The organism is Pseudokineococcus lusitanus (genome assembly GCF_003751265.1).
Classification (GTDB): domain Bacteria; phylum Actinomycetota; class Actinomycetes; order Actinomycetales; family Quadrisphaeraceae; genus Pseudokineococcus; species Pseudokineococcus lusitanus.
In genome coordinates this window covers 1-26,996 of the sequence record NZ_RJKN01000003.1, presented here as the reverse complement: position 1 = coordinate 26,996, position 26,996 = coordinate 1, and the positions used below count along the sequence as shown (strand labels likewise).

Annotated in this window: 26 protein-coding genes; 12 read left to right on the top strand and 14 right to left on the bottom strand. The window is 77.3% G+C overall.

Annotated elements, in window-relative coordinates; translation table 11 throughout:
- Window positions 1-8: 8 nt before the first annotated feature.
- Both EDC03_RS06090 and EDC03_RS06085 read left to right on the top strand, forming a co-directional pair.
- Complete coding sequence (locus EDC03_RS06090; protein ID WP_123379355.1) at window positions 9-1,238, top strand: CaiB/BaiF CoA transferase family protein; 1,230 nt, start codon at window positions 9-11, stop codon at window positions 1,236-1,238.
- A complete protein-coding gene (locus EDC03_RS06085; RefSeq protein WP_199719993.1) occupies window positions 1,235-2,200 on the top strand; it encodes a beta/alpha barrel domain-containing protein in 966 nt (321 codons plus the stop codon). Before EDC03_RS06090 ends, EDC03_RS06085 begins: the two co-directional genes overlap by 4 nt.
- 5 nt (window positions 2,201-2,205) lie before the next feature.
- Here the strand turns inward: EDC03_RS06085 and EDC03_RS06080 are convergent, their stop codons facing one another.
- From EDC03_RS06080 to EDC03_RS06065, 4 genes are read right to left on the bottom strand one after another with little or no spacing between them, the layout of a single operon-like run.
- A complete protein-coding gene (locus tag EDC03_RS06080) occupies window positions 2,206-3,003 on the bottom strand; it encodes an IclR family transcriptional regulator (RefSeq protein WP_123379354.1) in 798 nt (265 codons plus the stop codon).
- Window positions 3,003-5,132 (bottom strand): TPM domain-containing protein, encoded by a 2,130-nt coding sequence (locus EDC03_RS18395; protein ID WP_148058025.1) that lies wholly within the window; start codon window positions 5,130-5,132, stop codon window positions 3,003-3,005. The genes EDC03_RS06080 and EDC03_RS18395 overlap by 1 nt, the downstream gene beginning before the upstream one ends.
- Complete coding sequence (locus EDC03_RS06070) at window positions 5,129-5,386, bottom strand: acyl-CoA carboxylase epsilon subunit (protein ID WP_123379352.1); 258 nt, start codon at window positions 5,384-5,386, stop codon at window positions 5,129-5,131. Before EDC03_RS06070 ends, EDC03_RS18395 begins: the two co-directional genes overlap by 4 nt.
- Window positions 5,383-7,005, bottom strand: a complete 1,623-nt coding sequence (locus EDC03_RS06065) for an acyl-CoA carboxylase subunit beta (protein WP_123379351.1) — start codon at window positions 7,003-7,005, stop codon at window positions 5,383-5,385. The genes EDC03_RS06070 and EDC03_RS06065 overlap by 4 nt, the downstream gene beginning before the upstream one ends.
- Window positions 7,006-7,157: 152 nt before the next feature.
- On the opposite strand from EDC03_RS06065, the gene EDC03_RS06060 reads away from it, so the two are divergent.
- Together EDC03_RS06060 and EDC03_RS06055 are read left to right on the top strand one after the other, a co-directional pair.
- Window positions 7,158-8,204, top strand: a complete 1,047-nt coding sequence (locus EDC03_RS06060; RefSeq protein ID WP_123379350.1) for a biotin--[acetyl-CoA-carboxylase] ligase — start codon at window positions 7,158-7,160, stop codon at window positions 8,202-8,204.
- Window positions 8,201-9,346, top strand: coding sequence for an adenylate/guanylate cyclase domain-containing protein (locus EDC03_RS06055; protein WP_123379349.1), 1,146 nt, complete (start codon window positions 8,201-8,203; stop codon window positions 9,344-9,346). Before EDC03_RS06060 ends, EDC03_RS06055 begins: the two co-directional genes overlap by 4 nt.
- A 104-nt stretch (window positions 9,347-9,450) precedes the next feature.
- Here the strand turns inward: EDC03_RS06055 and EDC03_RS06050 are convergent, their stop codons facing one another.
- On the bottom strand, window positions 9,451-10,209 hold the full coding sequence (locus EDC03_RS06050) for a polyprenol monophosphomannose synthase (RefSeq protein ID WP_123379348.1): 759 nt from the start codon (window positions 10,207-10,209) through the stop codon (window positions 9,451-9,453).
- Window positions 10,206-10,706: a GtrA family protein gene (locus tag EDC03_RS06045; protein WP_123379347.1), complete on the bottom strand. Its 501-nt coding sequence runs from the start codon at window positions 10,704-10,706 to the stop codon at window positions 10,206-10,208. Before EDC03_RS06045 ends, EDC03_RS06050 begins: the two co-directional genes overlap by 4 nt.
- A 302-nt stretch (window positions 10,707-11,008) precedes the next feature.
- Here EDC03_RS06045 and EDC03_RS06040 point away from each other — a divergent pair, with 302 nt between their 5' ends.
- Together EDC03_RS06040 and purE are read left to right on the top strand one after the other, a co-directional pair.
- Window positions 11,009-12,127 (top strand): 5-(carboxyamino)imidazole ribonucleotide synthase, encoded by a 1,119-nt coding sequence (locus tag EDC03_RS06040; protein WP_123379666.1) that lies wholly within the window; start codon window positions 11,009-11,011, stop codon window positions 12,125-12,127.
- Window positions 12,128-12,138: 11 nt separating this feature from the next.
- Window positions 12,139-12,693, top strand: a complete 555-nt coding sequence (purE, locus tag EDC03_RS06035) for a 5-(carboxyamino)imidazole ribonucleotide mutase (protein WP_123379346.1) — start codon at window positions 12,139-12,141, stop codon at window positions 12,691-12,693.
- Window positions 12,694-12,732: 39 nt separating this feature from the next.
- Here the strand turns inward: purE and EDC03_RS06030 are convergent, their stop codons facing one another.
- The 4 genes from EDC03_RS06030 to EDC03_RS17520 form a co-directional block, all read right to left on the bottom strand.
- Complete coding sequence (locus tag EDC03_RS06030; protein WP_199719992.1) at window positions 12,733-13,995, bottom strand: cell wall-binding repeat-containing protein; 1,263 nt, start codon at window positions 13,993-13,995, stop codon at window positions 12,733-12,735.
- A 219-nt stretch (window positions 13,996-14,214) separates the two neighbouring features.
- Window positions 14,215-15,453, bottom strand: coding sequence for an LCP family protein (locus EDC03_RS06025; RefSeq protein ID WP_123379345.1), 1,239 nt, complete (start codon window positions 15,451-15,453; stop codon window positions 14,215-14,217).
- Window positions 15,454-15,558: 105 nt separating this feature from the next.
- Window positions 15,559-16,179 (bottom strand): dTDP-4-dehydrorhamnose 3,5-epimerase family protein, encoded by a 621-nt coding sequence (locus tag EDC03_RS06020; protein ID WP_123379664.1) that lies wholly within the window; start codon window positions 16,177-16,179, stop codon window positions 15,559-15,561.
- Window positions 16,180-16,265: 86 nt separating this feature from the next.
- On the bottom strand, window positions 16,266-17,036 hold the full coding sequence (locus tag EDC03_RS17520) for a hypothetical protein (protein WP_158674216.1): 771 nt from the start codon (window positions 17,034-17,036) through the stop codon (window positions 16,266-16,268).
- A gap of 196 nt (window positions 17,037-17,232) precedes the next feature.
- Here EDC03_RS17520 and rfbD point away from each other — a divergent pair, with 196 nt between their 5' ends.
- The 3 genes from rfbD (at window position 17,233) to EDC03_RS05995 (ending at window position 20,099) form a co-directional block, all read left to right on the top strand.
- Complete coding sequence (gene rfbD, locus EDC03_RS06005; RefSeq protein WP_199719991.1) at window positions 17,233-18,093, top strand: dTDP-4-dehydrorhamnose reductase; 861 nt, start codon at window positions 17,233-17,235, stop codon at window positions 18,091-18,093.
- A 78-nt stretch (window positions 18,094-18,171) separates the two neighbouring features.
- Window positions 18,172-19,278: a class I SAM-dependent methyltransferase gene (locus tag EDC03_RS06000; protein ID WP_123379341.1), complete on the top strand. Its 1,107-nt coding sequence runs from the start codon at window positions 18,172-18,174 to the stop codon at window positions 19,276-19,278.
- A gap of 137 nt (window positions 19,279-19,415) precedes the next feature.
- On the top strand, window positions 19,416-20,099 hold the full coding sequence (locus tag EDC03_RS05995) for a hypothetical protein (RefSeq protein ID WP_123379340.1): 684 nt from the start codon (window positions 19,416-19,418) through the stop codon (window positions 20,097-20,099).
- Window positions 20,100-20,235: 136 nt separating this feature from the next.
- Here the strand turns inward: EDC03_RS05995 and EDC03_RS05990 are convergent, their stop codons facing one another.
- Together EDC03_RS05990 and EDC03_RS05985 are read right to left on the bottom strand one after the other, a co-directional pair.
- Window positions 20,236-20,949: a hypothetical protein gene (locus EDC03_RS05990; RefSeq protein ID WP_123379339.1), complete on the bottom strand. Its 714-nt coding sequence runs from the start codon at window positions 20,947-20,949 to the stop codon at window positions 20,236-20,238.
- A gap of 258 nt (window positions 20,950-21,207) precedes the next feature.
- Window positions 21,208-21,903, bottom strand: coding sequence for a hypothetical protein (locus tag EDC03_RS05985; RefSeq protein WP_123379338.1), 696 nt, complete (start codon window positions 21,901-21,903; stop codon window positions 21,208-21,210).
- Window positions 21,904-22,142: 239 nt separating this feature from the next.
- Here EDC03_RS05985 and EDC03_RS05980 point away from each other — a divergent pair, with 239 nt between their 5' ends.
- Window positions 22,143-23,270, top strand: a complete 1,128-nt coding sequence (locus EDC03_RS05980; protein ID WP_123379337.1) for a glycosyltransferase — start codon at window positions 22,143-22,145, stop codon at window positions 23,268-23,270.
- The gene (locus tag EDC03_RS05975; protein ID WP_123379336.1) at window positions 23,267-23,776 is read left to right on the top strand and encodes a hypothetical protein; all 510 of its coding nucleotides are present in this window, start codon (window positions 23,267-23,269) and stop codon (window positions 23,774-23,776) included. Before EDC03_RS05980 ends, EDC03_RS05975 begins: the two co-directional genes overlap by 4 nt.
- A 303-nt stretch (window positions 23,777-24,079) precedes the next feature.
- Here EDC03_RS05975 and rfbA read toward each other — a convergent pair whose 3' ends face one another.
- Window positions 24,080-24,949, bottom strand: a complete 870-nt coding sequence (gene rfbA / locus EDC03_RS05970; protein WP_123379663.1) for a glucose-1-phosphate thymidylyltransferase RfbA — start codon at window positions 24,947-24,949, stop codon at window positions 24,080-24,082.
- 28 nt (window positions 24,950-24,977) lie between these two features.
- On the opposite strand from rfbA, the gene EDC03_RS05965 reads away from it, so the two are divergent.
- Window positions 24,978-26,018, top strand: coding sequence for a glycosyltransferase family 2 protein (locus EDC03_RS05965; RefSeq protein WP_123379335.1), 1,041 nt, complete (start codon window positions 24,978-24,980; stop codon window positions 26,016-26,018).
- 21 nt (window positions 26,019-26,039) lie between these two features.
- Here the strand turns inward: EDC03_RS05965 and EDC03_RS05960 are convergent, their stop codons facing one another.
- Complete coding sequence (locus tag EDC03_RS05960; protein ID WP_123379334.1) at window positions 26,040-26,735, bottom strand: hypothetical protein; 696 nt, start codon at window positions 26,733-26,735, stop codon at window positions 26,040-26,042.
- Between the last annotated feature and the right edge of the window lie 261 nt (window positions 26,736-26,996).

Sequence of the window (26,996 nt, the reverse complement as noted above, 5' to 3'; positions counted from 1 at the left end):
GAGGTCCCGTGCCCGTCGCCCCCCTCGCCGGCACCCGCGTCGTCGAGCTCGGCAACTACATCGCCGCGCCCACGGCCGGCCGCATGCTGGCCGACTTCGGCGCCGACGTCGTCAAGGTCGAGCGCCCCCGCACGGGCGACGAGCTGCGGGGCTGGCGCCTGGGGAGGGGCACGACGTCGATGCTCTTCCGCACCACCAACCGCGGGAAGCGGTCGGTGGCCCTGGACCTGCGGTCCGACGCCGGGCGCGAGGCGGTCCTCGACCTCGTGGCCGCCTCCGACGTGGTCCTCGAGAACTTCCGGCCCGGCACGCTCGAGCGGTGGGGCCTGGGCCCCGACGTCCTGGAGCGGGTGCGCCCGGGGCTCGTGCTCACGCGGATCTCGGCCTTCGGCCAGACGGGACCCCTGGCCGGGCGGCCGGGCTTCGCCGCCGTCGCGGAGGCGATGGGCGGCTTCCGGGAGCTCGTCGGCGACCCCGACCGGCCCCCCGTCCGCGTGGGCGTGTCCATCGGCGACACGATCGCCGGCATGCACGCCGCCTTCGGCACGGTCATGGCCCTGCACCAGCGCGAGGTGCGGCGGGCCGCGGGCCTGGACCCGGTGCCCCTCGCCGAGCGCACCGTCGACGTGGCGCTCAACGAGGCGATGCTCTCGGTGATGGAGTCGCTCCTGCCCGACCTCGACGCCTACGGGACCCGCCGGACCCGGACGGGAGGGCGGATGGAGGGCATCGCCCCCTCCAACGCCTACCTGTGCGCCGGCGGGCGGAGCGTCGTCGTCGCCGGCAACGGCGACTCGATCTTCCGCCGCCTCATGGACGTCGTCGGGCGCCCCGACCTGGGCGAGGACCCGGACCTCGCGACGAACGCCGGGCGCTGGGCCCGGCGCGAGCAGCTCGACGCCGCCATCGGCGCCTGGACGGCGGGCCGGACCTCCGCCGAGGCGCTCGCGGCGCTCGACGCCGCCGGCGTCCCCTCGGGCCCCATCCAGACGGCCGAGGACCTCGTCGTCGACCCGCAGCTCCTCGCGCGGGGGATGGTGCAGCGGATGGACGTCTCGACGGGCGAGGAGGTGCTGCACGACGTCGCCTTCCCGGGCGTCGTCCCCGTCGTCGGGGGCGGGCGGTCGCTGCCGGTGCGCAGCCTCGGCCCCGACCTCGGCGAGCACACCGCCGAGGTGCTGCGGGAGCTCGGGCGCACCGAGGACCAGGTCGCGGCGCTGGTCGGGGGCGCGGCGTGAGCGCCGGGACGGCCCCGGAGGGCCTCGCCGCCGACCGGCTGGCCGCGGTCGAGCTGCGGGACGTCACCCTGCGGGACGGGCTGCAGCTGACCGGCCGGACCCTGCCGGTCGCGCGCCGCGTCGACCTCGTGCGGGCCCTGCTCGCCGCCGGCGTCCCGCAGGTCGAGGTCGGCTCGATGGCCCGCCCGGACCTCGTGCCGCCGATGGCCGGCTCGACCGAGGTCCTCGCCGCCCTCACGCCCGAGGAGCACGCGCGCTCGTGGGTGTGGGTGGCGACGCCGCGGCACGTCCGGCGCGCCGGCGACGTCGGCGCCACCGGCTTCCAGTACTGCCTGTCGGTCTCCGACAGCCACAACCGGGCGAACGTCGGCCGCACCGCCGACGAGAGCATGGACGGGCTGGGGGAGGCCCTCGAGGCCGCGGCGGCCGTGGGCGGCCGGGTGCAGCTCTGCCTCGCCACGGCCTTCTCGTGCCCCTTCGAGGGGCGGACGGACCCCGACCGGGTGCTCGCCCTCGTCGCCGACGCCCGGGCGGCGGGGACGTGCGACGTCGTGCTCGCCGACACGATCGGCCAGGCCGTCCCCGCGGACGTCGCCGCCCTCCTCGGGGCGGCGCTCCCGCTCCTCGACGGCCGGGGCCTCGTCTTCCACGGCCACGACACGTGGGGGCTCGGGGTCGCGAACGCGCTGGCGGCCGCCGCGGCGGGCGCCACGACGGTCGACGGGGCCCTGGGCGCCCTCGGCGGCTGCCCCTTCGCGCCGGGCGCCAGCGGCAACACCGCCTCGGAGGACCTGCTCTTCGCGCTGCGGCCGGGCTGGCTGACCCCCGCGGGCTTCCACGACCTCGTGGGGCTCGCGGGCGACCTGCTCGGCGAGCTGGGCGAGGCGAGCCGGTCCCGGGCGGCCCGCGGGGCCGCGTCGCCGTCCGACGTCTTCCCCTGGGCGCTGCCCCGCACCACCTGAGGCGGTCAGCGGGGCGGCCGGCCCCCGAGCATCCGGGTGACCTGCTCGGCCGCCCCCACGACGGCGTCGACGTGCTCGGCGCACCACCCCGGCGTCATCCGCAGCGCGGGCCCGCTGAGGGTGAGGGCGGCGACCACCTCGCCGGCGGCGTCGACGACCGGGGCGGACAGGCCGGACGCCCCGCTGTCGCGCTCGCCCGTGGTCACCGCGACGCCGTCCTCCCGGGCCCGGCGGACGGCGGCGACGAGCTCGTCGCGGCCGGTGATGGTGACGTCCGTCAGGGAGGGCAGGTCCTCGTCGAGGACCTGCCGCAGCAGCGCGTCGTCGTGCGCGAGGAGCACCCGGCCGGCCGAGCCCGCGTGCAGGGGCAGCACCATCCCGACCCGCATCACGCGGCGCAGCGCGTGCCGGGTCTCGGCGAGGGCGACGCACACGCGGTGCAGGCCCTCGACGCGGAACAGGCACGCCGTCTCGCCGGTCGCGTCGCGCAGCCCGCGCAGGACGGGCGCCGCCACGTCGATGAGGTCGAGGCCCCGGGCCGACGGCGCCGCCCAGTAGGCCATCCGGACGCCGATGCGGACGCCGCCCGGGCGCTCGTGCTCGGCGCGGTCGAGGAAGCCCTGCTGGACGAGGTTGGCGACGAGGCGCTGCAGCGTCGAGGCGGGCAGGCCGGTGGCCGCACGCAGCTCGGCCGGGGTGAGGACGGGCCGGGCGAGGGTGAAGGCGTCGAGGATGCTCGTGATCTTGCCGAGGACGAGCAGCCCTCCGGCGGCGTCCTCGCCGCGGGGGCTCGCGGCCGCCATCAGAACCGGCCGCCGCCGCCCGAGCCGCCGAAGCCGCCGCCGCCCCCGAAGCCGCCCCCGCCGCCCGAACCGCCGAAGCCCCCGCCGCCGCCGCCGAAGCCCCCGCCGCCGAACCCGCCTCCGCCGAAGCCACCACCGCCGCGGTGGCCGCCGCCGGACAGCACGGCGCCGAGGATGCCGCCGATGACGGCCGCCTCCGCGGAGCTGCCGCGCCCGCGGTGCCCGCCGCCCCAGCCGCCGTAGCCGCCGCCGTCCCAGGGCCCGCGCCGGTCGAGGTCCTCGCGGACGAGCGCCACCGCCTGCTCGGCGCGCTCGTCGGCGCGGCGGGCGAGGGCGAGGGCGGCGACGGGGTCGACGTCGGCCAGGTCCACGGCCTGCCGCAGCGCGTCCTCGGCCTCCCGCTGGAGCCGGCGCGCCTCGGGGCCCACCCCGCCGCGCAACGACGTGAGGACGTCGCGCGCGGAGGCGACCTCGGACCGCGCGGCGACGAGCGCGTGCTCGAGCCCCGCGCGGGCCCGCTGCTCCCGGTGGCGGCTCTCGCGGACCTCCGCCAGGGCGGCGTCGAGGGCCTGGTCGGCCTCCTCGAGGCGCCGCAGCGCGCGCAGCGGGTCGCGGCGGCCCTCGCCGAGCGCCGCCTCCGCCTCGCCGACGGCGGCGCGGGCTCGGGCCAGCAGCGGGCCGAGGTCGCGGGCGGCGGCCGTGCGGCGGTCACCGCCGTCCAGCAGCGCCTGCGCCTCGGCGAGGTCCTGCTCGGTCTCGGCCCGGGCGTCGGCGAGGTGCTGCTCGGCCTCGGCGAGGTCCCGCTCGCGGGCGGCGACGCCGTCGAGCAGCACCCGGGCGCGCTCGGCGGCCTGGTCGGCGCCGCGCACCGCCAGGGCGGCGGCCCCGCTGTCGCCGGCGGCGACGGCGGCGCGGCCGGCCTCCACCTCGTCCTCGAGGAGGTCCAGCGACGCGGCGGCCTGCTCCGGCGCCTGCGCGACGTTCTCGCGGGCGGAGTCGGCGTACCGCTCGGCGAGGCGGACCAGCCGGGTCCGCTCCTCGTCGAGGCGCCCGCGGAGGGCGGGCAGGTCGGCCTCGCGCGCCGCGAGCACCTCGCCGGCCCGGCGGCCGAGGTCGCGCAGGGCGTCGAAGGCGTCGGACTGCTCGTCGAGGGCGGCGTCCGCGCGGCCGCAGCGCTCGAGGACCTCGGCGAGGGCGGCCCGACGGGTCGCCTCGTCGGGCGGCGTCCCGCCCTCGCCGTCGGCCCGGCGGCGCGCGGCGAAGGCCCCGGCGAGGTCCTCCCGCGCCCCGGCGAGGGCCTGCTCGAAGGGGACGACGGCCTCGTCGCCGAACTCGGCGCGGGCGAACTCGACCTCCGTCGCGGAGGTCATGACGGCGTCGTCGACGGCGACGAGCGCCGAGCCGGCGCGCCGCTCGAGGTCGGGCAGGGGCTCGGGCGGCGGGCCGCCGCGGCCGCCCCGGCCGCCCCGGCCGGCTGCGGCGGGCCGGCCGGAGCCGCCGGCGGTGGCTGCCTGCCGGCGCGACCGCACGAGGGACACGACGACGGCGACACCCACGGCCACGAGGAGGAGGACGACGAGGACGCCGAGCGGCGAGGAGCCGGAGCCGGAGCCGGAGCCGGACGAGCCGCCCGACGTCGCGCCGTCGCCCTGGCCGACGGCGCCGCCGGCGCTCCCGGTCGCCGTGTCGCCGAGGGTGTCGGCGAAGGCCTGGACCGCGCCCGCCCAGTCCTCGTCGCGGAGGCGGTCGAGGGCCGCGGCGTCGGCGGCGCCCGTGTCCACGGACGCCGCGGTGCCGTAGCTGCGCTCGGTCGTCGCGACCGCGAAGACGGCGTTGGAGGAGCCGAGGTTCGACAGCTCGCCCGTCTCCTGCGCCCACGACTGCCCGTCGCTGCCCGAGAAGTCGTCCACGGCGACGACGAAGAGGACGATCCCGGCGCGGTCGGCCAGCTCGTCGAGCGAGTCCTGGACGGCGGCCTCCTCGCCGGCGAAGGCGCCCACCTCGTCGGTCACCTGGCTCGGCAGGGCGAAGGGCTCGGCGGCCGCGGCGGCGGGCGCGAGCGCGAGCAGCGGGGCGAGGACGAGCGCGAGCACGGCGACGAGCCGGCCGGCCCGGGGCGCGGCGCTCACCGCGCGGCCCACGCGCTCGTGCGCCAGGCGTCCGGCCCCGGGACACGTGCCCCGAGGCGGTGCGCCGGGTCGCCCCAGCGGTCGACGGGCGGCGGCGGTCCCTCGGCGGCCGGCACCGTGAGGGCCGCGGCCACGACCGCCACGACGGCGGCCAGCTCGTCGCCGTCCGGGTCGCCGCTGACGACCCGGAGCAGCGGCGCGCCGTCGGGCGTGGTGACGAGGCCGTCGTCCGGCGTCCCCTCCGCCGGGCTCACAGCGGGATGTTCCCGTGCTTCTTGGCCGGCAGCTGCTGCCGCTTGCCCCGCAGCGCCCGCAGCGCCCGGACGACCTCGGCCCGCGTGGACGACGGCGCCACGACGGCGTCGACGTAGCCGCGCTCGGCGGCGATCCACGGGTTGAGCAGCGTGTCCTCGTACTCGGCGACGAGCTCGCCGCGCAGCGCCTCGACGTCCTCGCCGGCCTCCTGCGCGGCCTTGAGGCGGCTGCGCTGGACGATGTTCGTCGCCCCCTGCGAGCCCATGACGGCGACCTGCGCCGTCGGCCACGCGAGGTTGACGTCGGCGCCGAGGTGCTTTGAGGCCATGACGATGTAGGCGCCGCCGTAGGCCTTGCGCGTGACGACGGTGACGAGCGGCACCGTGGCCTCGGCGTAGGCGTAGATGAGCTTGGCGCCGCGCCGGATGATCCCGCCGTACTCCTGGTCGGTGCCGGGGAGGAAGCCCGGGACGTCGACGAGCGTGAGCACGGGCACGTTGAACGCGTCGCACATGCGCACGAAGCGCGCGGCCTTCTCGCTCGCGTCGATGTCGAGGCAGCCCGCCAGCTGCAGCGGCTGGTTGGCGACGACGCCGACGGAGCGGCCCTCGACGCGGCCGAAGCCGCAGATGATGTTGGGCGCGAAGAGCTCGCCGAGCTCGAGGAAGTCGCCGTCGTCGAGCAGGTGCTCCACGACGTGGTGCATGTCGTACGGCGCCGACGCGGCGTCGGGCACGAGGGTGTCGAGCTCGAGGTCGGCCTCGGTCGTGGCCAGGTCGCGCGGCTCCTCCGGCGGGACGACGGGCGCCTCGGCGAGGTTGTTGCTCGGCAGGTGCGCGAGCAGGTCGCGGACGTACTCGAGGGCGGACGTCTCGTCGGCCGCCAGGTGGTGCGCGCTGCCGCTGCGGGTGTTGTGCGTCCGCGCGCCGCCCAGCTCCTCCATCGTCACGTCCTCGCCCGTCACGGTGCGGATGACGTCCGGGCCGGTGATGAACATCTGCGAGGTGCCCTCGACCATGACGACGACGTCGGTGAGGGCGGGGGAGTAGACGTGGCCGCCGGCCGCGGCGCCCATGACGACGGAGATCTGCGGGACGACGCCGGACAGGTGCGTGTTGCGTCGGAAGATCTCGCCGTAGAGCCCGAGGGAGACGACGCCCTCCTGGATGCGCGCGCCGCCGCCCTCGATGATGCCGACGACGGGGCAGCCGACCTTCGCGGCGTGGTCGAGGACCTTGACGATCTTCTCGCCGTAGACCTCGCCGAGGGAGCCGCCGAAGACGGTGACGTCCTGGCTGAAGATCGCCACCGGCCGGCCGTCGACGGTCGCGTGCCCGGCGACGACGCCGTCGCCCGGCGGGCGGCTGCGGTCCTGGCCGAACTGCGTGGAGCGGTGCCGCGCCAGGGCGTCGACCTCGCTGAACGAGCCCTCGTCGACGAGGGCGAGCAGGCGCTCGCGCGCCGTGCCCTTGCCCTTGGCGTGCTGGCGCTCGACGGCGCGGGCGGAGCCCGGCTGCTCGGCGGCCGCGAGCCGCTCGCCGAGCTCGGCGAGGCGCTCGGCGGTCGTGCGGGGAGCCGTGGAGGAGACGGGCTCGGGGGCGGGGACGGACGGCGGCACGGGGGTCCTCCCGGGGGACGGCGGCACGGTGCGGGTGGGACCGGCGTCTCCGGCCGCCACCGGTGGGACGGCGCGCGTGCGGCGGTGGCGCCGGGGGCGACCGCCCCGCGGGGCACGACGGAGCGCGACTGTAGTGCGCCTACCCTGGCGCCGTGGGGAGCGCACCGCCGGAGGACCGGCCGCCGTCCGCGGCCGCGGACCTCCCCGGCGGCGGCAGCGGTGCTCCGCCGACCACCTGGACCGCCCGGACCACCGGGGCCGCCGCGGACGCCGCCCGCCGGGCCGTCTGGGGCGACCTGGGCCGCCCCCCGCTGCGCGCCGAGGCCCTGCGCGGCGCGCTCGTCGCGCCCGCCGGACCGCTCGGCGCCCTCGACGTCGTGGCGGAGCTGCCCTCGACGAGCACCGAGCTGGCCGCCCGGGTCCGGGCCGCGGACGCCGCCGGGACCGCCGGGCCGCCGGACCTCGCCGTGCTCGTCGCCGAGCACCAGAGCGCCGGCCGGGGACGTCGCGGCCGCACCTTCACGACGCCGCCCCGCGGGGCGCTCACGCTGTCGGTCCTCCTGCGCACGCCGCCCGCCGCGGCCGGCCTGCTGACGTGGCTCCCGCTGCTCGGCGGCCTCGCCGTCGTCCAGGTCCTGCGCCGGCACGCCGGGCTGCAGGCGGTCCTCAAGTGGCCCAACGACGTCCTCGTCCCGCTGGCCGGCGGCGACGGCGAGCCGGGCAGCACGGGCAAGGTCTGCGGGCTGCTCGCGGAGGTCGTCCCGCCGGCCCGGGGCGTCCCCGGGGACGCCGGGCCCGTCGTCGTCCTCGGCGTCGGCCTCGACGTCGACCTGCGCCGGGACGAGCTCCCGGCCGAGGGCGTGACGTCCCTGCGGCTCGCCGGGGCGGCCACGACCGACCGCGACGTCCTCCTGCGCGCGCTGCTGCGTCGCCTGGCGGACCTGCGTGGGAGCTGGGACGCCGTCGCGTCCCCCGGGGCCCCCGACCCCGCCGCCCTCGCCGCGCTCACCGACCCCGTCCGCGAGGTCTGCTCGACGCTCGGGGAGCCCGTCCGCGTGACGCTGCCGGGCGACGAGGTCGTGGAGGGCGTGGCCGAGGAGCTCGACGCGGACGGCGCCCTCGTCGTCCGGACCGCGGACGGGCTGCGCACGGTCACCGCGGGCGACGTCGTCCACGTCCGGCCCGGGGCCACGTCGTGAGCGCGGGACCGGAGCACGAGGACGCGCACGACGGGCCCGACGGGCCCGACGGGGGAGACGGCGGCCGTCCGGCGGACCGCCGCGCGGGCTCGCTCGGCAGCGCAGCGCTGGAGGCCGAGCGCTCGTTGCTCGGCGGGGAGCCGGTCCTGTCCCGGCGCGACGTCGCCACGGCGGCGGGCGTCCGGCTGCGCGACGCCCGGCGGCTCTGGCGGGTGCTCGGCCTGCCGAACGTCGAGTCCTCCGTGCCGGCCTTCACCCAGCTCGACGTGGACGCGCTCACGCGCGTCACCCGGCTCGTCGACGAGGTCCGCCTCGGCGAGGACCTCGCCCTCGAGCTGGCGCGGGCCATCGGCCGGACGATGGACCGGCTCGCGTCGTGGCACGTCCAGCAGCTGCTCGAGGAGACCGGCTCGGCCGACCGCGTCCCGCCGCTGCTCGTCAAGCTCGTCGAGGACCTGCAGCCGCTCCTCGACTACACGTGGCGGCGCCACCTCGCCTCGGCGCTGGACCAGCTGGCGGCCGACGGCCTCGCCGCGAGCGACGTCCCCACCGTCGAGCGCACCGTGGGCTTCGCCGACATCGTCTCCTTCACCTCGATGACGAGCCGGCTCTCCGAGGCCGAGCTGGGGCGGCTCGTGCAGCGCTTCGAGCTGACGGCCACCGACGTCGTCGGCCGCCACGGCGGCCGGGTCATCACGATGATCGGCGACGAGGTCCTCTTCGCCTGCGCCCCCGGCGAGCCCGGCGCGAGCACCGCCCTGGGCCTCGCCGAGGCGATGCGGGCGGACCCGGAGCTGCCGCCCGTGCGGGTCGGCGTCGCGACGGGCCAGGTGGTCGCACGCCTCGGCGACCTCTTCGGCACGCCCGTCAACCGCGCGTCCCGGCTGACCGCCATCGCCCAGCCCGGCACCGTCCTCGCCGACGACACGACGGCGTGCCTCCTGCGCGGGACCGCCGGCGACCTCGCCGTCGCCCCGCTGCGCGAGCGCGAGCTGCGCGGTCTCGGCCCGGTCCGGCCGTGGCTGCTGCACCGCGCGGGCGACCCGTTGCCCGACGACGTCGAGGGGGCGGCCGCCGACCACGACGACGGCGACCTCGTGCGCCTCGAGGGCCTCGCCGAGCGCCCGGACGCCCCCGCCTGACCCCTGCCCGCCTGACCCCTGCCCGCCCGACCCGCCGGCGCCCGACGTCCGGCGCCCCGGCAGTGGTCTTCGTAGCCTCCAGGGGCCCTGAGGGCGGTGGAAGGCTACGAAGACCGGGGGAGGGCGGCGCGGCGGCGGGCCAGCCGGTCGCGCAGGCCCCAGCCGGTGACCCGGGCGAGCGTCTCGACGACGATGCCGACGTCCATCTTGGAGCGGCCCGCGACACGCTCGACGAAGACGATCGGCACCTCCTCGACCCGGGCGCCCGCCCGGACGGCGCGCAAGGTCGTCTCGACCTGCAGGCAGTACCCGTTGGACCGGGTCCCGAGGGCGTCGACGCGCTCGAGCAGCGGGGCCCGGAAGGCGCGGTAGCCCGCCGTGGCGTCGTGGACGCGCAGGCCCAGGACGCGGCGCACGTAGGCGTTACCGGTGCGCGACAGCACCTCCCGGCGCCGGGACCAGCCGCTCGTGCCGCCGCCCGGCGCGTAGCGGGAGCCGATGGCGAGGTCGGCGCCGTCGGCGACGGCAGCGAGGAGGGCGGGCAGCCGGGCGGGCGGGTGGGAGAGGTCGGCGTCCATCTGGACGACGACGTCGTACCCGTGCGCGAGCGCCCACGCGAAGCCGGCGCGGTACGCCGCGCCCAGGCCGTCCTTGCCCGCGCGCCGCAGGAGGTGGACGGCGGGCTCGGGCCGGGCGGCGACGACGTCGCCCGTGCCGTCCGGGCTGGCGTCGTCGACGACGAGCACGTCGACCTCCGGTGCGGCGGCGAGCACCTCGTCGAGCAGGCGCCGGATCGTCGGCTCCTCGTCGTAGACGGGGACGACGACGAGCGTCCGCGGGGCCGCGCCGTCGGGGCCGCTCACGCCGGCCCCCGGCGCCCGGCCGGATCGCGCGCCACGCCGTCGGGCCGGTCGCGGAAGACGACCGTGCGGTAGGCGACGAAGCGGAAGGCGGTGCCGAGCACGAGGCCGACGCCGTTGGCCGCCACGTTGTCGGCGAGGACGCTGCGGAAGCCGAGCACGTAGTGGGAGACGTAGAGGCAGGCGAGGGCGACGAGCATCCCGCCCACGCTCGCGGCCACGTAGAGGGCGAGCTCGCGGCGGGTGGACGCCCGGGCGCGGTGCCCCCACGTCCACGTCCGGTTGCCCAGCCAGGTGACGACGACCGCGGCCGCCGTCGAGAGCACCTTGGCGGTCAGCGGGTGGCCGTCGAGCGGCCCGAGGCGCAGGAGCGTGAAGAGGCCGACGTCGACGACGAAGCCGGTCCCGCCGACGACGAGGAAGCGCAGCACCTCGGCCGACGGGGTCGGGCGTCCGGCGAGGAGCCGCCGCAGCGGAGCGGGCAGCCCGGCGAGCACCATGCCGCCCCCTCGTCGCCCGGGCGGCGCCGACCACGACCGTCCGTCGCGCCGGGCAGCCGCCTCCGCCTGGGCCGCAGGCTATCCGCGGCGGCGCCCCGTCCCGCCCCGGGCACGTCCCCGGCCCGTCCCGCCCCCACGGCGATCGCCGGGCGGACGCCGGCCGGCGCCCGCCGCCGGCTCAGTACCCTCGCCGCGTGCCCCTCGAGCCGACCGACCGCACCGCCGACGTCGCCCCCGACCGCACGGGCGCGGGACCCGGGTTCCCCGTCGTCGCGGTCGTCGGTGGCGGGCAGCTGGCGCGGATGATGCAGCCCGCGGCCGTCGAGCTCGGCGTCGGCCTGAGGCTGCTGGCCGCCGGCGCGGGGGAGAGCGCGGCGCTCGTCGTGCCGGACCTCCACCTCGGCGCCCACACCGACCTCGCCGCGCTGCGGGGCGTCGCGGCGGGCGCGGCCGCGCTGACCTTCGACCACGAGCACGTGCCGACCGAGCACCTGCACGCGCTCGAGGCGGACGGCGTCGCCGTGCGCCCGGGCCCGGCGGCCCTCGTGCACGCGCAGGACAAGCTCGTCATGCGGGAGCGCCTCACGGCGCTCGGCGTCCCCTGCCCCGGCTGGGCCGCCGTCGACGACGTCGACGCGCTCGTCGCCGCCGGTGACCGGCTGGGCTGGCCCCTCGTCCTCAAGACGCCCCGCGGCGGCTACGACGGCAAGGGCGTCCGCGTCCTCGACGACGCCGCCGCGGCCCGGGCCGACGACGTCGTGGCCGGCTGGTTCGCCGCCACGGACGGGCCGCTCCTCGCCGAGGAGCGGGTGGCCTTCACCCGCGAGCTGGCCGTCCTCGTCGCCCGCAGCCCGAGCGGCCAGGCCGCCGCGTGGCCCGTCGTCGAGACGGTCCAGGTCGGCGGGGTCTGCCGCGAGGTCACCGCCCCCGCACCCGGTCTCGACGACGACGCCGCCTCCGCGGCGGTGGCCGCCGCCTTCCGGGTGGCCGGCGAGCTCGGCGTCACGGGCGTGCTCGCCGTCGAGTGCTTCGAGACGGCCGACGGCCGCGTCCTCGTCAACGAGCTGGCGATGCGGCCGCACAACTCCGGGCACTGGACGCAGGACGGGTCGACGACGAGCCAGTTCGAGCAGCACCTGCGGGCCGTGCTCGACCTCCCGCTCGGCGACCCGCGCCCCCGGGCGCCGTGGACCGTCATGGTCAACGTCCTCGGCACCCGCGACGAGGGGCCCGAGGAGATGTACCGGGCGTACCGCCACGTCATGGCGCGCGACCCCGGCGCCAAGGTGCACCTGTACGGCAAGGGCGTGCGGCCCGGGCGCAAGCTCGGCCACGTCAGCGTCAGCGGCGACGACCTCGACGACGTGCGGGCCCGCGCCCGCCACGCCGCCGACTACCTCGCCGGCCTGCTGGACGAGTGAGGGAGAGCGGCATGGGTCGTCAGGTCGAGGGGCTGGGTGCGGTCGTCGGGGACGGCGACCCGGTGGTCGGCGTCGTCATGGGCTCCGACTCGGACTGGCGGGTGATGGAGGCGGTCTCGACCGCGCTCGCGGAGTTCGACGTGCCGCACGCCGTCGACGTCGTCTCCGCCCACCGCATGCCCGATCGGATGCTCGACTACGGCCGGCACGCGGCGGACCGCGGCCTGCGGGTGGTCGTCGCCGGGGCCGGGGGAGCGGCGCACCTGCCCGGCATGCTCGCGGCGCTCACGCCGCTGCCGGTGGTCGGGGTGCCGGTGCCGCTGGCGCACCTCGACGGCGTCGACTCGCTGTACTCCATCGTCCAGATGCCGGCCGGCGTGCCGGTGGCGACGGTGTCGGTCGGCGGCGCCCGCAACGCGGGGCTGCTGGCCGTCCGGGTGCTCGCCGCGGCGGACGACGAGCGCGGCGTCCGCCTGCGGGCGCGGATGGCGACCTTCCAGGACGAGCTCCGCGCCGCCGCCGAGGGCAAGGGCGCGGCGTTGCGGGAACGGGTCGCCGGGGACTGAGCAAGGGGCGGGTCCCGGCCCGGGACCCGCCCCCTGCCGTCAGGCGCTCTGCGTGAGGCAGACGACGTGGACGTCCACGGTGGTACCCGCCTCGAACGTCGTGCGGAAGCGGTAGGTCGTGGTGCTCATGACGTACGCCTCCGAGGGTGCGAGGGCCCTGTCGGCCTTCCAGCCGCCGGAGATGGCGAGCTCGCCCGGGTCGCAGGACACGTCGATCGTCCCCGCGCCGTCGGAGGGGACGACGTAGTTCTCGGAGTGCAGGCGCACGCCGGCCACACCGCTGGCGCCGGTCGGGCCGGTGGCGCCGGTCGGGCCCGCGGGGCCCTGCGGGCCGGCGGGCCCCTGCGGACCGGCGGGGCCGGTGTCGCCCTGCGGTCCCTGGGCGCCGGCCGCACCCGCAGGACCCGTCTCACCGGTGGTCCCCCGGGCCCCTGCGGGTCCCTGAGGGCCGGCCTCGCCCGGGTCGCCCTGCGCGCCGGCCGCACCCGTGGCGCCGGTCTCGCCCCGGGCGCCCTGGGGGCCGGTCTCGCCCTGGGGACCGGTCAGGCCCCGTGGGCCGACCTCGCCTGCCGCACCCGTGGCGCCGGTGGCGCCGTCCTGGCCGTCGAGGCCGTCCGCCCCGTTCGCGCCGTCGAGGCCGTCCACGCCGGTGGCGCCGTCGAGGCCGTCCGCCCCGGCCGGGCCCTGCAGGCCCATGAGGCCCTGCGCGCCGGCGGCGCCGGGGATGCCGGGGAGGCCCTGGATGCCCTGGATGCCCTGCTTCCCCTTGAGGGAGGCCAGGAAGTCGGCCGTCGTGCCCTTGTGGCCCGCGGCGAGCCAGAGCTGGTAGGCGGAGGCGCCGTCCTTCGCGGGGGCGGCGGCGGGCACGCGCGCCATGAAGGCGGCGATGGCGGCGGCGGTCTCGTACTTGTCGGCACCGGCGACCCGGTGGAGCGTGCCGGAGAGGCTGTCGACCTCGCGGGCGACGTCCTGGCTGATGGCCGCGGTGCCGCCGACGACGACGACGGACGACGCCTTGTACCCCTTGAGGAACTTGCGCGTGGAGGGGGAGAGGGAGGCGGACGTCGTGTAGACGACCGGGGCGTCGACGCGGGCGGCGGCGTTCGCGGCCGTCGCGGAGTCGCCCGGGCTGCCGACGGCGGCGATGACGACGGGGCGGTCACCGAGGTCGACGGCCTTCGTCGCGGCGGGGGCCGCCGTCGCCGAGGCCGCGCCGGCGACGACGACGACCGCCGCGGCCGCGAGGGCGGTGGCGCGGGTGGTGCGACGGGAGGGAGAGCGACGGCGCTGGGCGCTGGTCATGGAGGCTCCTGCGGGGAGGCCCGGTGGTCTCGGGCCGACGGGTGATGACGCCCCTCCGTCGTCGTGCCCGTCGGGCACCTGAGCCTCGCCGGCACTCCGGCACCCCGGACGGCCCTGCCCGTGACCCCATCCGGCCCAGGCGCGCTCGGCCCGCCGGGTGACGTCCCGGCGCGCCCGCTGCGCACGGGCGCCCCGCTGTGCCCGGCCGGGGCGGCCGTGTCAGGAGACCTGGGCCTCCTGCGCCTCGGCGATGGCCCGCACCGCGTCGGTGTCGTCCTCGCGCAGCGCCGTCCACAGCGCGTCGGCCTGGGCCTCGTCCCAGTCGACGACCTGGCCGGAGTTGGTGATCCGGTCGGAGCGGGCGACGGGGACGGTCATCGAGATGCCGTCCGCGGACGACGCGCTCCGCATGCCGCGGGCGAAGGTGGCGAGGTCCCACAGGCCCGTCGAGTCGTCGACCGTGAGTGCCCCGCCGGCGGCCCCGGCCGTGGGCACGGCGCGGAAGGGGTTGAGCAACAACGAGGGTGACGTGCCCTTGGCGGCGATGGCCGACATCAGCTCGCGCTGGCGGTCACCGCGCCCGATGTCGCCCCGCGGGTCCTCGTAGCGCGTCCGGGCGTAGCCGAGAGCGGTGTCGCCGTCCATGAGCTGGCAGCCGGCCTCGATGTCGAGCCGCGCCTTCGGGTCGACGATCGCCGTCTCGGGGCACATCTCCACGCCCCCGACGGCGTCCACGACGTCGGCGAAGCCCGTGAAGCCCGTCTCGACGTAGTCGTCGATCTTGACCCCGGTCGCCTGCTCGACGGTGTCGACGAGGAGCGGTGCCCCGCCGAGGGAGAAGGCGGCGTTGATCTTCGTCTCGTAGTAGCCGGGCACGGCGACGTAGGAGTCGCGCGGGATGCTGACGAGGACGCTGGGACCGCCCCAGCGGGGCACGTGGAGCATGATGATCGAGTCGGTCCGCTCGCCCTCGGCGTCACCGCCGATGGTCGTGCCCTCGCGGCTGTCGGAGCCCACGAGCAGGTACGTGTGCCCCGGCGTCCCGGACACCGCCGAGGCGCCGAGGGCGTCCTCCCGCTGCAGCGCGCCGAGCGCCGTCGTGCCGAGGACGACGGGGTAGACCACGAGGGCCGCGACGAGCAGCAGGGCCACGACGGCGACGGTCCGCCGTCGTCGGACCCGGGCCGAGGTGCGCCGCCCGTACGTCGTCCCGCCCGAGGGCGGCCGCTCCAGCGGCACTCGGCCGCGGGCGTCGCGCTCGCCCGGGCGGGGCAGCGGGGGCTCGCGGCGGTCCGTCGTGGCCCCCGCGGGGCGCGGGGAGCTGGGCGGCGGGAGCTGGCGGCGGTCGTCGCCCGTCCCCCCGCGCAGGACGCGGGGGCGGGAGCGGTAGGTCGTGGAGGGGCCCCACCGCGGCTCCTCGGCGGCAGGCACCCGCCGGGGCTCGGGCTGGCTGGGCATGCGCAGGAGGATAGGCACCCCGGCTGGACGCTCCCTGCGCGCGCGACCCGGCGCGTCGCGCCACCTCCCGGCGCCGGCGGCGGCGCCGGGAGGGCCCGGCGCCGGTCAGCCCCGGCGCAGCGCGGCGAGGTGCTCGGTGACCTGCTCGTACGTCGGCAGCAGGCCCTGCTCCCGTGCCTCGGCGAGGGTCGGTGCCGCGGTGTCCTTCTCGCTGAGCAGCGGCTCGAGCGGGTTGCCGTCCCGGTCCTGCACGGGCCAGGTGATCGCGAGGTCGGCGTCGCGGGGGTCGATGCCGTGCTCGCGGCCGGGCGAGTAGCCCTCGGAGCAGAGGTAGACCACCGTGCTGCCCTCGGCGAGCGACATGAAGGCGTGCCCGAGCCCCTCGGCGAGGTAGACCGCGCAGCGGTCGACGTCGTCGAGCAGGACCGACGTCCACCGTCCGTACGTGGGCGAGCCCACCCGGATGTCCACGACGACGTCGAGGACGGCGCCGGAGGGGCAGAAGACGTACTTGGCCTGGCCGGGCGGCACGTCGGCGAAGTGGATGCCGCGCACGACGCCGGCGGCCGAGACGCTGCAGTTCGCCTGGGCGAGCCGCAGCGGGTGCCCCGTCTGCTCCGCGAAGGCCTTCTCGGTGAACCACTCCATGAAGACGCCGCGGCTGTCGCGGTGCTGCGTGGGGCGCACGACGAAGGCGCCCTCGATGTCCAGGGGCTCGACAGGCATGCGGGTCACCCTAGGAGCACGACGACGCCCCGCCCCCGACGACGTGCCGGGGACGGGGCGGGCGGGTGCTGCCGGGTCGGGAGCGGTCAGACGCGGATGCCGTCGCTCGTGACGCCCCAGATCCGGCCCGTGTCGGCGGCGACGACGCGCAGGTAGCTGCCCCGCGGCGCGGTGACGGAGAGGTCGACGGCGCCGGCCTTCGTCGTGGTGGCGGTGGCCACCCGCTGCCAGCTCTTCCCGTCGTGGCGCTGGATCTCCACGGGCCGCCCCGCCCACGGGACCATCTGCTGCTTCACCGTGTGGTAGGCGCGCAGCGCGCCCTGGACGCGCACCTTCTCGCCCGAGCGCTTGACCGCCGTCAGCGCGGCCTGGGAGTGGGCGCGGACGTCGACGCGCACCGTGTGGTCGACGAGCGTGCAGCTACCGTCCGACGTCCTCCAGCCGGACAGCTCCCAGCCCAGACGGCCCCAGCCGGGGAGCTGGGTGACGTCGAGGACGACGTCGGCCCGCTGCGTCGTGGGCCTGCCCGGGAGGGCCTTGGTGCTCGTGCCCTGCGGGCCGACGCGACCGCTGCCGCCGACGAGCGAGACCCGCGCGGCGTCCATGGGCTCGTTGGTCTGGACGGCGATCTGGATCGTCTGGCGCGGGGCGCCGACGCGCAGCGTGAGCGGCGCGTCGGTGCGGACGATCCGCGCCGTCGAGGCGGCGGTGGTGGTGACGGACGAGGTGGCGGCGGTCGTGGCCGCCGCGTCGGTGCCGGTCGCGGCCGTGGCCACGGCGGTGGCCCCGCCCCCGACGAGCAGGGCGGCGGCGAGGGTCGCCGCGACGGCGCCCCGGCGATGGTGTCGACGGTCCATGGGTCTCGGCTCCTCGGTGTCCTCGGGTCCTGCTGTCCGTGGGGTCATCGGGCCGGGGGGCCGAGAGGGTGAGGTGCGGGCGGCCCGGCGGGGCGGGGCTCACCCGTCCGGGCGCACGGGCCCCGGCCGGGTCACCCGGTCCGCCGGGCGGCCCGGTCTGCACGGCCGGGGCGTCGGTCGCTGCGACGATGGCCGCATGACGACGCGGTGGGCCGTGGTGGGTGCGACGGGGATGCTCGGGCGGGAGGTGGTGGCCGCGCTGCAGGCCCGGGGCGACGACGTCACCCCGCTGCGGAGGGCGGACCTCGACGTCACCGACGCCGAGGCCTGCCGGCGGGTCCTCGCCGACGTGGACGTCGTCGTCAACGCCACCGCGTGGACCGCCGTCGACGACGCGGAGGCCGCCGAGGGCTCCGCCTTCGCCGTCAACGCCACGGGCGCGCGCAACCTCGCGGTCGCCGCGTCGGCGGCCGGCGCCCGCCTCGTCCACGTGTCCACCGACTACGTCTTCGACGGCACCGCCACCGAGCCCTACGCCGAGGACGCCCCGACCGCGCCGCGCTCCGCCTACGGGCGCACGAAGCTGGCCGGGGAGTGGGCCGTGCTCGGCGTGGGTCCCCGCCACCTCGTCGTCCGGACGGCCTGGCTGTACGGCGACGCACCCTGCTTCCCGCGCACCATCGCCCGGCTGCTCGCCGACCGGGACCGCATCGCCGTCGTGGACGACCAGCGCGGCCAGCCCACGTGGGCGCGCGACCTCGCCGACCTCCTGCTGCGGCTCGTCGACGCCGACGCCCCCGGCGGGACGTACCACGGCACCGCCTCCGGCACGGCGACGTGGCGCGACCTCGCGCAGGCCGTGGCCGTCTCCTCGGGGCTCGACCCGGAGCGGGTGGACGCCACCACCTCCGAGGCCTACCCGCGCCCCGCGCCCCGGCCGGCGTGGAGCGTCCTCGGTCACGACCGCCTGCGGGCCGCCGGCGTGGAGCCGGTGGGGGAGTGGCGGTCCCGCTGGGAGGCGGCCGCCCCCTCCGTCCTCGGGACGTCCGCGGGCTGACCCGTCCCGCGGCCCCCGCGGGGCCTTCCCCGCGTGGCAGCATCGCGGCGTCGACGGGGACGGGCGACGGGGGAGGCCATGACGACGAGCACGACGGGCACGACGGCGCGGCAGGGCGCGGCGGGTGCGGCGGGGCGCCCGGGCACCGGGCCCGGGCGGTCCGCCGACGGGGGGCTCCGGTGGTGCCCCGCCTGCGGGGACGAGGCCTCCGCCTACGGGCCGGGGCCGCGGGGCCGCCCGGACGCCGCGTGCCCGCGCTGCCGGGCGCTGGAGCGGCACCGCTTCCTCTCGCTCGTCCTCGACGGGCTCGCGCCGCGGCTGGCCCTCGCCTCCCTCGTCGTCGACGTCGCCCCGAGCAGGCCGGTGGCGCAGCAGCTCCGGCGGCTCTGCCCCCAGGGGTACCTCGGTGTGGACTTCGACCCGGGCGCCGACGGCCGGGCGGTGGACGTCCGCGCCAGCCTCACCGACCTGCCGCTGGCCGACGGCTCGGTGGACCTCCTCGTGGCCTACCACGTGCTCGAGCACGTGCCGGACGACGCCGCCGCCATGCGGGAGGTCGCCCGTGTCCTCAAGCCCGGGGGGCTGGCGCTCCTCCAGGTGCCGTGGGCGCCGGGCCGGGCCACCGACGAGGACCCCGACGCATCCGCCGACGAGCGGGTGCGCCGCTTCGGGCAGGCCGACCACGTGCGGATGTACGGCCACGACGTCGAGGACCGGCTGCGGGCCGCCGGGCTCGACGTCGCGCGCATGACCCCGGTCGACTGGCTGGGCGACGACGGCGCGGCCCTCATGCACCTGTGGCCCGAGGAGTCGAGCTGGGTGGTGACGCCCACCACCTCCGCCGACGGCGTGGGACGGCACCGGGGCGTCCTCGCGGGCGGCACGTCGCCGGGCGGTCTCGCCGGAGCGCTCGTGCGATCGCGGGCGGCCACGGCGGAGGCCACGGCGCGCCGGGCGGAGGCGGAGGAGCGGGGCGACGCCGTCCGCCGCGACCTCGCGGCGGCCCGCGCCCGGGTGGCGCGCCTCGAGGACGAGGTCCGGGCCGCGCGCAAGGAGTCCGCCCGCTGGCGGCGGGCGTACGAGCGGCTGCGCGGCCGGCTGCCGGTGCGTGTCGCCGCGGGCGCGGCCCGCGGGGCGAGAGGGCTCGGCCGGGCGGTGGGCGCCCTGCGCGCCGTCCCCCGCTGAGCCGCAGCGGTCGTCGGCACGTACGGCCGTCACCCGTTCGGGGGAACGCCGTGACGTCTCGCCCCGCGACGTCCGTCCCGTCCGCTTCGATGCGAGGGCGTCGGCGCCGTGCCGTCGCGAGACGGGAGGACTGCTCGATGCGACTGCAGGACATGGCACGACGGGGCGCCGTGGCGCTCTCGGTGGGGGCGCTCGCGCTCGGCCTGGGTGTCTCGCCCGCGGCGGCGTCGGGGACGGCGCCTGAGTGCTCGGTGCAGCCTCTTCCCCCGACGCGCGTCTCGATGGACACGCCGTACAAGGAGGTGCCCGTCCCGGTCATCGGTGACTGCGACGTGGACGTCTCCGTCCGGGTCGGCATCGTCGACCCGCGGGACCAGGTCGACTACGTTCTCGAGTACGACGCGCTCACGCCGGTCGACGACTGGCCCGTGACCTCCAGCAACCGTCCGGGCACCTACTTCTTCATCGGTGACCCGGCCGACACGTCCGTCGAGGTGCTGCCGGCCACGACGGTCGTCAAGTACGGCGCCCGGGCCGGCATCCGCGGCGAGCGCTTCGGCAACCAGGTCGAGCTCCTCGTCGCCGGCCAGTACTTCAACGGCGTCTCGGACCGCTACGTGCCGCTGCGTGACCGCAAGGCCACGATCCAGATCCTCGGCAAGGACGGCAAGACCTGGCAGTTCCTGCGCTCGGTGACGCTGCCGCAGGACGGCCGCGTGTTCTACCGCTTCACCAACAAGTACGCCGCGACGTACCGCGTGGTGACGTGGGAGACGGACAACATCTTCTCCCGCACCTCGGCGGCGGTCACCGTCCGCTGACGTCGCCCGACCCGCACGACGACGAGGCCCCCGTCCGGTGGACGGGGGCCTCGTCGCGTGGTGGCCGGGCCGGCCGTGCAGGTGGACGACGAAGGGCCCCCGTCCTCGCGGTCGGGGGCCCTCGTCGTGGGCCGGCTCAGGCGCCGTAGAGGCCGCCGACGAACTCGGGCTGGGACGTCCGGCTGAAGATCTTGTTCGTCTCGTAGGACGTGGCCCGGTAGGTGCCGGAGTACTTGTTCGGGAAGTAGACGACCGCGCAGCCGTCGGCGCCGGTCCGGACGGTCGTCAGGTAGCGGAACCGGCCCTGGGAGTCGGTGTTCTCCAGGACGATGCGGTGGTCGCGCCAGGGGAGGTAGGTCGCCCGGCTGCCGTTGTAGTAGGCCGCGCAGGCCTCCGCCGTGACGTAGTCCGGGTCCAGCAGCGGCTCGTCGAGGATCCGGTCGGCGCGGAAGGAGATCTTCGAGCCGTACTTGACGACCGAGCTCGTCGGGACGTAGCCCGGTGTCCCGCTGTAGGCCGTGTAGACGCCCGGCGCCGCCGTCCCCGGCACGTCCCAGCGCGCGTACTTGCTCTCGGTGAGGTCGAAGTAGAAGGACGCCGGCCCGGCCAGCCCGCCCCGGATCTCGAAGGAGACCCGGTCGACGCCGCAGCGGTCGTTCGCGGCGATGCGGACCTGCTGCAGCGGCCGGTCGAGCGAGAGGCGGCCCGGCAGGTCGAGGGAGGTCGTGCAGGCCGCCGCGGCGGCGGTCTGCGGGCTCGCGGTGGCCGGCAGGGCGGCGGTGACCGCGCCGGCGGCGACGACGGTGGTGACGGACAGGGCGGCGGCGAGGCGCCGGAGCGGAGAGCGCACGAGACCTTCTCCCGTTGAGGGGGTTCGCGGGGTGACGGCCCCGCGGCCGTCCGGTCGGGGGTCTCCCTGGCCGGTGCTCCGGACGCTAGGGCGGCGGCAGGGGCGGTGGGGGCTTTCGTCGGCTCCGTGGCGAGGTCGTGACCGTGGCGTGCGGATCGTGACCGGGCCGCGACGAACGCTGCGCGGCAACGGAGGCGGGGACGGCCACGAGCCCCCGTCCGCGGTGGACGGGGGCTCGTGGGTGGGGCAGCCGGCAGGTCAGATGGTGATGCCCGCGCTGGTGCGGCTGAAGATGTTGGCGGTCTCGTAGCTCGTGACCCGGTAGGTGCTGAGGTACTTGTTGGGCACGGCGGTGAGGGCGCAGCCGTCGGCGCCGGTGCGGACCGTCGACAGGTAGCGGTAGCCGCCGAACCGGTCGGTGTTCTCGAGGACGACACGGTGGTCGCGCCACGGCAGGTACTGCCCGCGGCTCGCGTTGTAGTAGGAGGCGCAGGCCTCCATGTAGACGACGTTGCTGTCGATGCCCGGCTCGTCGTAGAAGCGGTAGGCCGCGAAGCTGATCTTCGACCCGTACTTGAGCACCGCCGTCGTGGGGACGTAGCCCGGCGTCGCGCTGCGGGCCGTGTAGGTGCCCGGCGCCAGCGTGCTGGGGATGTCCCAGCGGGCGTACTTGTCCGTGCGCGTGAGGTCGAAGTCGAAGGTCGTGGAGTACCCCTTCGGGCCGACGACCTGGAAGGAGGCCTGGTCCACGCCGCAGCGGTCGTTGATGGCGATGCGGGCCTGGTGCAGCGGGCGGTCGATGCTGACGCGGCCCGGCAGGTCGAGGCTGGTCCTGCAGGCGGCGGCCGCCGTGGTGCTGCTCGCGGTGGCCGGGAGGGCGGCGGTGACCGCGCCGGCGGCGAGGAGGGTGGTGACGGACAGGGCGGCGGCGAGGCGCCGGAGCGGAGAGCGCACGAGACCTTCTCTCGAGGAGGGGTTCGCGGGGTGACGGCCCCGCGGCCGTCCGGTCGGGGGTCTCCCTGGCCGGTGCTCCGGACGCTAGGGACGGCGGACGCTCGACGGGCCGGTATGTCCGGGTCGACACGACATCGTGATGCGGGGAGGGCGGTCGTCACCGGTCCGCGACCTGCCGCCCCGCCGTCCGGGCGGCCGGCGTCACCCGTCCGCGCGCACCCAGCACCTACGCTGCCCGCGTGCCGCCCCGCGTCCTGCTCGTCAGCTCCAACGGCTCGGGCATGGGCCACCTCACGCGCCTCGTGGCGATGGGCCGGCGGGCCGCGCCGGGCACCGACGTCCAGGTGCTGTCGATGTCCTCGGCGGTGCCGCTGGCGGCGGGCGACCTGCCCTTCCAGTACGTCCCGAGCGCGGACGACCTGCGCATCTCGCCGCGGCGGTGGAACCCCGTGCTGCACCGGCGCCTGGGCGAGGCGGTGGAGCGGCTGCGTCCCACCGTCCTCGTCTTCGACGGCACCTACCCCTACCGCGCCGTCGCCGAGCTGGGGGAGCGCTTCCCGTCGGTCCGCCGCGTCTGGTCGCGCCGGCCGATGTGGAAGCCGGGGCTGGGGGCACGGCAGCTGCTCCTCTCCCGGCGCTTCGACCTGGTCCTCGAGCCGGGCGAGCTGGCCGGCGGGCTGGACCGTGGTCTCACGGTCGGGCGTCCGGAGGCGCTGACGGTGCGCCCGATCACCCTGCTCGACCCGTCCGACGCGCTCCCGGCCGAGGAGGCCCGGGCGGCGCTCGACCTCGAGCCGGGCGTGCCGACGGCGCTGGTGACGCTGGGGGCGGGCAGCTGGCAGGACGTCGACACCGACCTCGGCGCCGTGGTCGGCGCCCTGCGCGCGGCGGTCCCCGACGCGCAGGTCTGCCTCGTGCGCCCGTCCATCGCCCGCTCGTCGGCGGACCCGGGGGCGGGCGTCCGCACGATCAGCGCCTACCCGCTCAGCCGGTACCTGCGGGCCTTCGACGTCGTCGTCACGGCCGCCGGGTACAACACGTTCCACGAGACCGTGTCCCAGGCGCGGGCCGGAGCCTTCGTCGGCGTCGCGGCCCAGCTCGACGACCAGCCGCGCCGTGCCGCCTGGGCCGAGCGCGAGGGCGCCGGGGTGGACCTGCGGCCGCGGGACCGGAGGTCCTGCGAGCGGGTCGCGGCGCTGCTCCTCGACGCCGCGAGCCGGGACGCCGTCGCCGCGCGCTGCCGTCGGCTGTGGCCCGGCAACGGGGCGGCGGAGGCCATGGCCGTCGTCGAGGCCCTCGGCGACGGGGCCGCCCGCGACGAGCTGCCGGCGGTCCGCGACGCCGTACGGGCGGGGGAGGGGGCATGAGCCTCGCGTCGGCCCGCACGGCGGCACGGGCCTCCCTCGGGCGGCTCGTCGACCCGCTGCACGCCGCGCTCGCCCGCGCGGGCGGCGGCGCGCCTCCCGGCCTGCGCCGCGGCGACGGGGCCCCGACCGCCGACGTGCCGGTCGTCGTCGTGCACCTGCGCCCCGGTGCGGAGGAGCGGCCGGACGCCGTGCTCGACGTGGTCACCCGCGCCCGCGCGGCGGCGGAGGCCTTCACCCCGGTCCTGCTCGTCGAGCGGCCGGCGCTGGCCCCCCTGCGCCGCGGCGGCTACGTCGTCGAGCTCGTGACGCCCCGCGGCGTCGCCGCGACGCTCGAGGAGCTGCGGCGCACGTACGCGGCGGTCGCCGTCGTCGCCGTGCAGCCGACGGACCTCGACCACCCCGGGACGGTGGAGGCACGGCTGCGCGCCGCGGTGCCCCCGCCCGCCCGCGGTCCCCTCGCGGCGGTGCGCCGGGCCCTGCGGGCGCTGGAGGCGCGCCTGCCCTGAGGGCCGGCGCGCTGCGGCGCCGCACCTGCCGACGAGGCCCGGTCCCGGAGCGCGACGTCGCTGACGAGGTCGGCCGAGGCGCCTCCGGTGGCGACGTCGCTGCCGAAGTCGGCCGCGGGAGGGCCCTGGTGGCGACTTCGCTGCCGAAGTCGGCCGCGGGAGGGCTCTGGTCACGACTTCGGCAGCGAAGTGGGTCGCGGGAGAACTCTGGTGACGACGTCGCTGCCGACGTCGGCCGCAGGAGGGCTGTGGTGTCGACGTCGGCAGAGCCGTAGGTCGGAGGAGGGGCCTCGGCGGTGCGCGTCAGCGGCGGGTGCGCAGCAGCTCGAGGAGGTACTCGCCGTAGCCGCTCTTGCGCAGAGGCTCCGCCAGCGCCGTGAGCTGATCGTCGTCGATCCAGCCCTCGCGCCAGGCGATCTCCTCGATGCACCCGATCTTGTAGCCCTGGCGGGCCTCGACGACCTGGACGAACTCGGAGGCGGCCATCATGTCGTCGACCGTGCCGGTGTCGAGCCAGGCGGTCCCGCGCTCGAGGACGGTGACGGTGAGGTCGCCGCGCTGCAGGTAGGCGTCGTTGACCGCGGTGATCTCGAGCTCGCCGCGGGCGCTGGGCTCGATGCTGCCGGCGATGCCGACGACGTCGCTGTCGTAGAAGTACAGGCCCGGCACCGCGAAGGAGCTGCGCGGCTCGGCCGGCTTCTCCTCGAGGGACAGGACGGTGCCGTCGTCGTCGAACTCCACGACGCCGTAGGCCTTCGGGTTGCTCACGTGGTACGCGAAGACGTGGCCGCCGCGGACGTCGGACAGCCGGCGCAGCGCCGTGCCGAGGCCGCTGCCGTAGAAGATGTTGTCGCCCAGCACGAGCGCCACCGGCTGGTCGCCGATGAAGTCGGCGCCGATGAGGAAGGCCTGCGCCAGGCCCTCCGGCCTCGGCTGCACGGCGTAGGTGATCTCCATGCCGAGGTCCGAGCCGTCGCCCAGCAGCCGGCGGAAGGAGTCGGAGTCCTCGGGGGTCGTGATGACGAGCACCTCGCGGATCCCCGCCATCATCAGCGTGGAGAGCGGGTAGTAGATCATCGGCTTGTCGAACACCGGCATCAGCTGCTTGCTGATGGCGCGGGTGATGGGCCACAGGCGCGTGCCGGTGCCGCCGGCCAGGATGATCCCTCGCATGGTGGCGGACGCTACCGTGGCGCCCGCCATGAGCCAGGACAGCACCGCCGCCGCGCCCGGCACCCCGGCGCCCCCGGTCTCCGTCGTCATGACGGTCCTCGACGAGGCGCGGCACCTCGAGGAGAGCGTCCGCTGCTCCCTCGGCCAGGTGTACGACGGCGAGCTCGAGGTCGTCGTGGCGGTCGGCCGCAGCGCCGACGGGACCCGCGAGGTCGCCGACCGGCTGGCGGCGTCGTCCGGCGGCCGCGTCGTCGTCGTGGACAACCCGGACCCGCGCGGCGCCACCCCCGCCGGCCTCAACGCCGCCGTGGCGGCAGCCCGCCACGACGTCCTCGTCCGCGTGGACGGCCACTCGATGCTGCCGCCGCGGTACGTCGCCACCGCCGTCGAGGCGCTGCTGGCGACGGGCGCCGACAACGTCGGCGGCCTCATGGCCGCGGAGGGCAGCACCTGGTTCGAGCGCGTCGTCGCCCGGGCCATGACGACGAAGCTCGGCGTGGGCAGCGCCCCCTTCCACACGGGCGGCTCCGCGGGCCCGGCCGACTCCGTCTACCTCGGCGTCTTCCGCCGGGACGCGCTGGAGCGGGTCGGTGGCTACGACGAGCACTACCTGCGCGCGCAGGACTGGGAGCTCAACCACCGGCTGCGCGCCACGGGCGGCCTCGTCTGGTTCGACCCCCGCCTCGAGGTGGCCTACCGCCCCCGCTCGACGCCGGAGGCGCTGGCGCGGCAGTACTTCCACTACGGCCGGTGGCGGCGCGCCATCGTGCGGCGCGACTCGAGCACCGTCTCCCCGCGCTACCTCGCCCCGCCCGCCGCGGTCCTCGGGGCCGGCGCGGGCGCACTCGTGGGGCTCCGCTGGCGTCCGGCGCTGCTGCTGCCCGGTGGCTACGCGGCGCTGCTCCTCGCGGGCGGGGCGGCCTTCGGCGGCGGCCTCGGCGTGCGGGGCCGTCTTGCGCTCGCCGGTGTCTACGGCCTCATGCACGGCGCGTGGGGCCTGGGCTTCCTCACGAGCCCGCGCGCGCTGGCCCGGGCGACGCCGCCCGGGGGCGGTGCGACCCGGCCCTGAGGGCCGGGTCGCACCGCGGGCTCACGCCCGGACGGAGGGCGAGGTCCGCCCGAAGATCTGGTACGTCTCGTACGTCGACACCCGGTAGGTGCCCGCGTAGCGGTCGGACACCGTGTGCGCCGCGCAGCCGCTGCGGTTGGTCCCCACCGTCTTGACGTAGGACCAGGTCCGGCCGTCCCGGCCCAGCTTCTGGATCGTCGCCTTGTGGCCCGCCCACGGGACGAAGGCGTCGCGCGAGCCGTTGTAGTAGCTGGCGCAGGCGGTCAGCGTCACCCTGCCGCCCGAGCGCTTGGCCGTCAGGCCCGCCTTGGAGCCGAACTTGACGAGCGTCGAGGTCGAAGCCGTGTAGTTGTGAGGCGAGGCGTAGCCCTCACGCACGCGGTAGGTGCCGGGCTGCGTGTACCAGCCGTAGACGTCCCAGTAGGCGAGGGCACCGTTGTGCGCGGGGTCCCAGTCGAGCATCGTCTCGTAGCCCTGGGGGCCGTAGAGGTCGAGCCAGACGAAGTCGTTGTAGCAGGAGTCCTGCAGCGGGACCCGTACCTCCTGGTAGGCGCGGTCGATGCTGACCCGAGCCGGGAGGCCCGCGCGGCTGGAGCAGGCCGCCGCGGCGGCGGTGACGGGCTGGGCCGTCGCGGGCGCGACGGCGGTGACGGTGCCCAGGCCCACGACGACGGTCGTGAGCAGGGCGGTGAGAGCGCGGCGGAGCGCTCGGTGCATGGGTGTGGCCTTCCGGGAGGAGCGGTGGTGCCGGCCGGGTCCCGGAGGACGTCGCGGCGGCGGGCGCGGGCGGTCGTCTCCACCGGCGCCCCTCGACCCTGCCCCGCGCCGCCCGTCCTGTCCGTCGAGTGACCGAACCGTGACCGCGTGCGGCGGAACGACTAGCTGTACTGCCCAGGGACGTTGGTCGGGTGAGTGCGACGTGAGCGTGTGAGCGCGTCGTGACGTGAGCGAGGACCTCCCGGTGTGGAGTGGGACTGC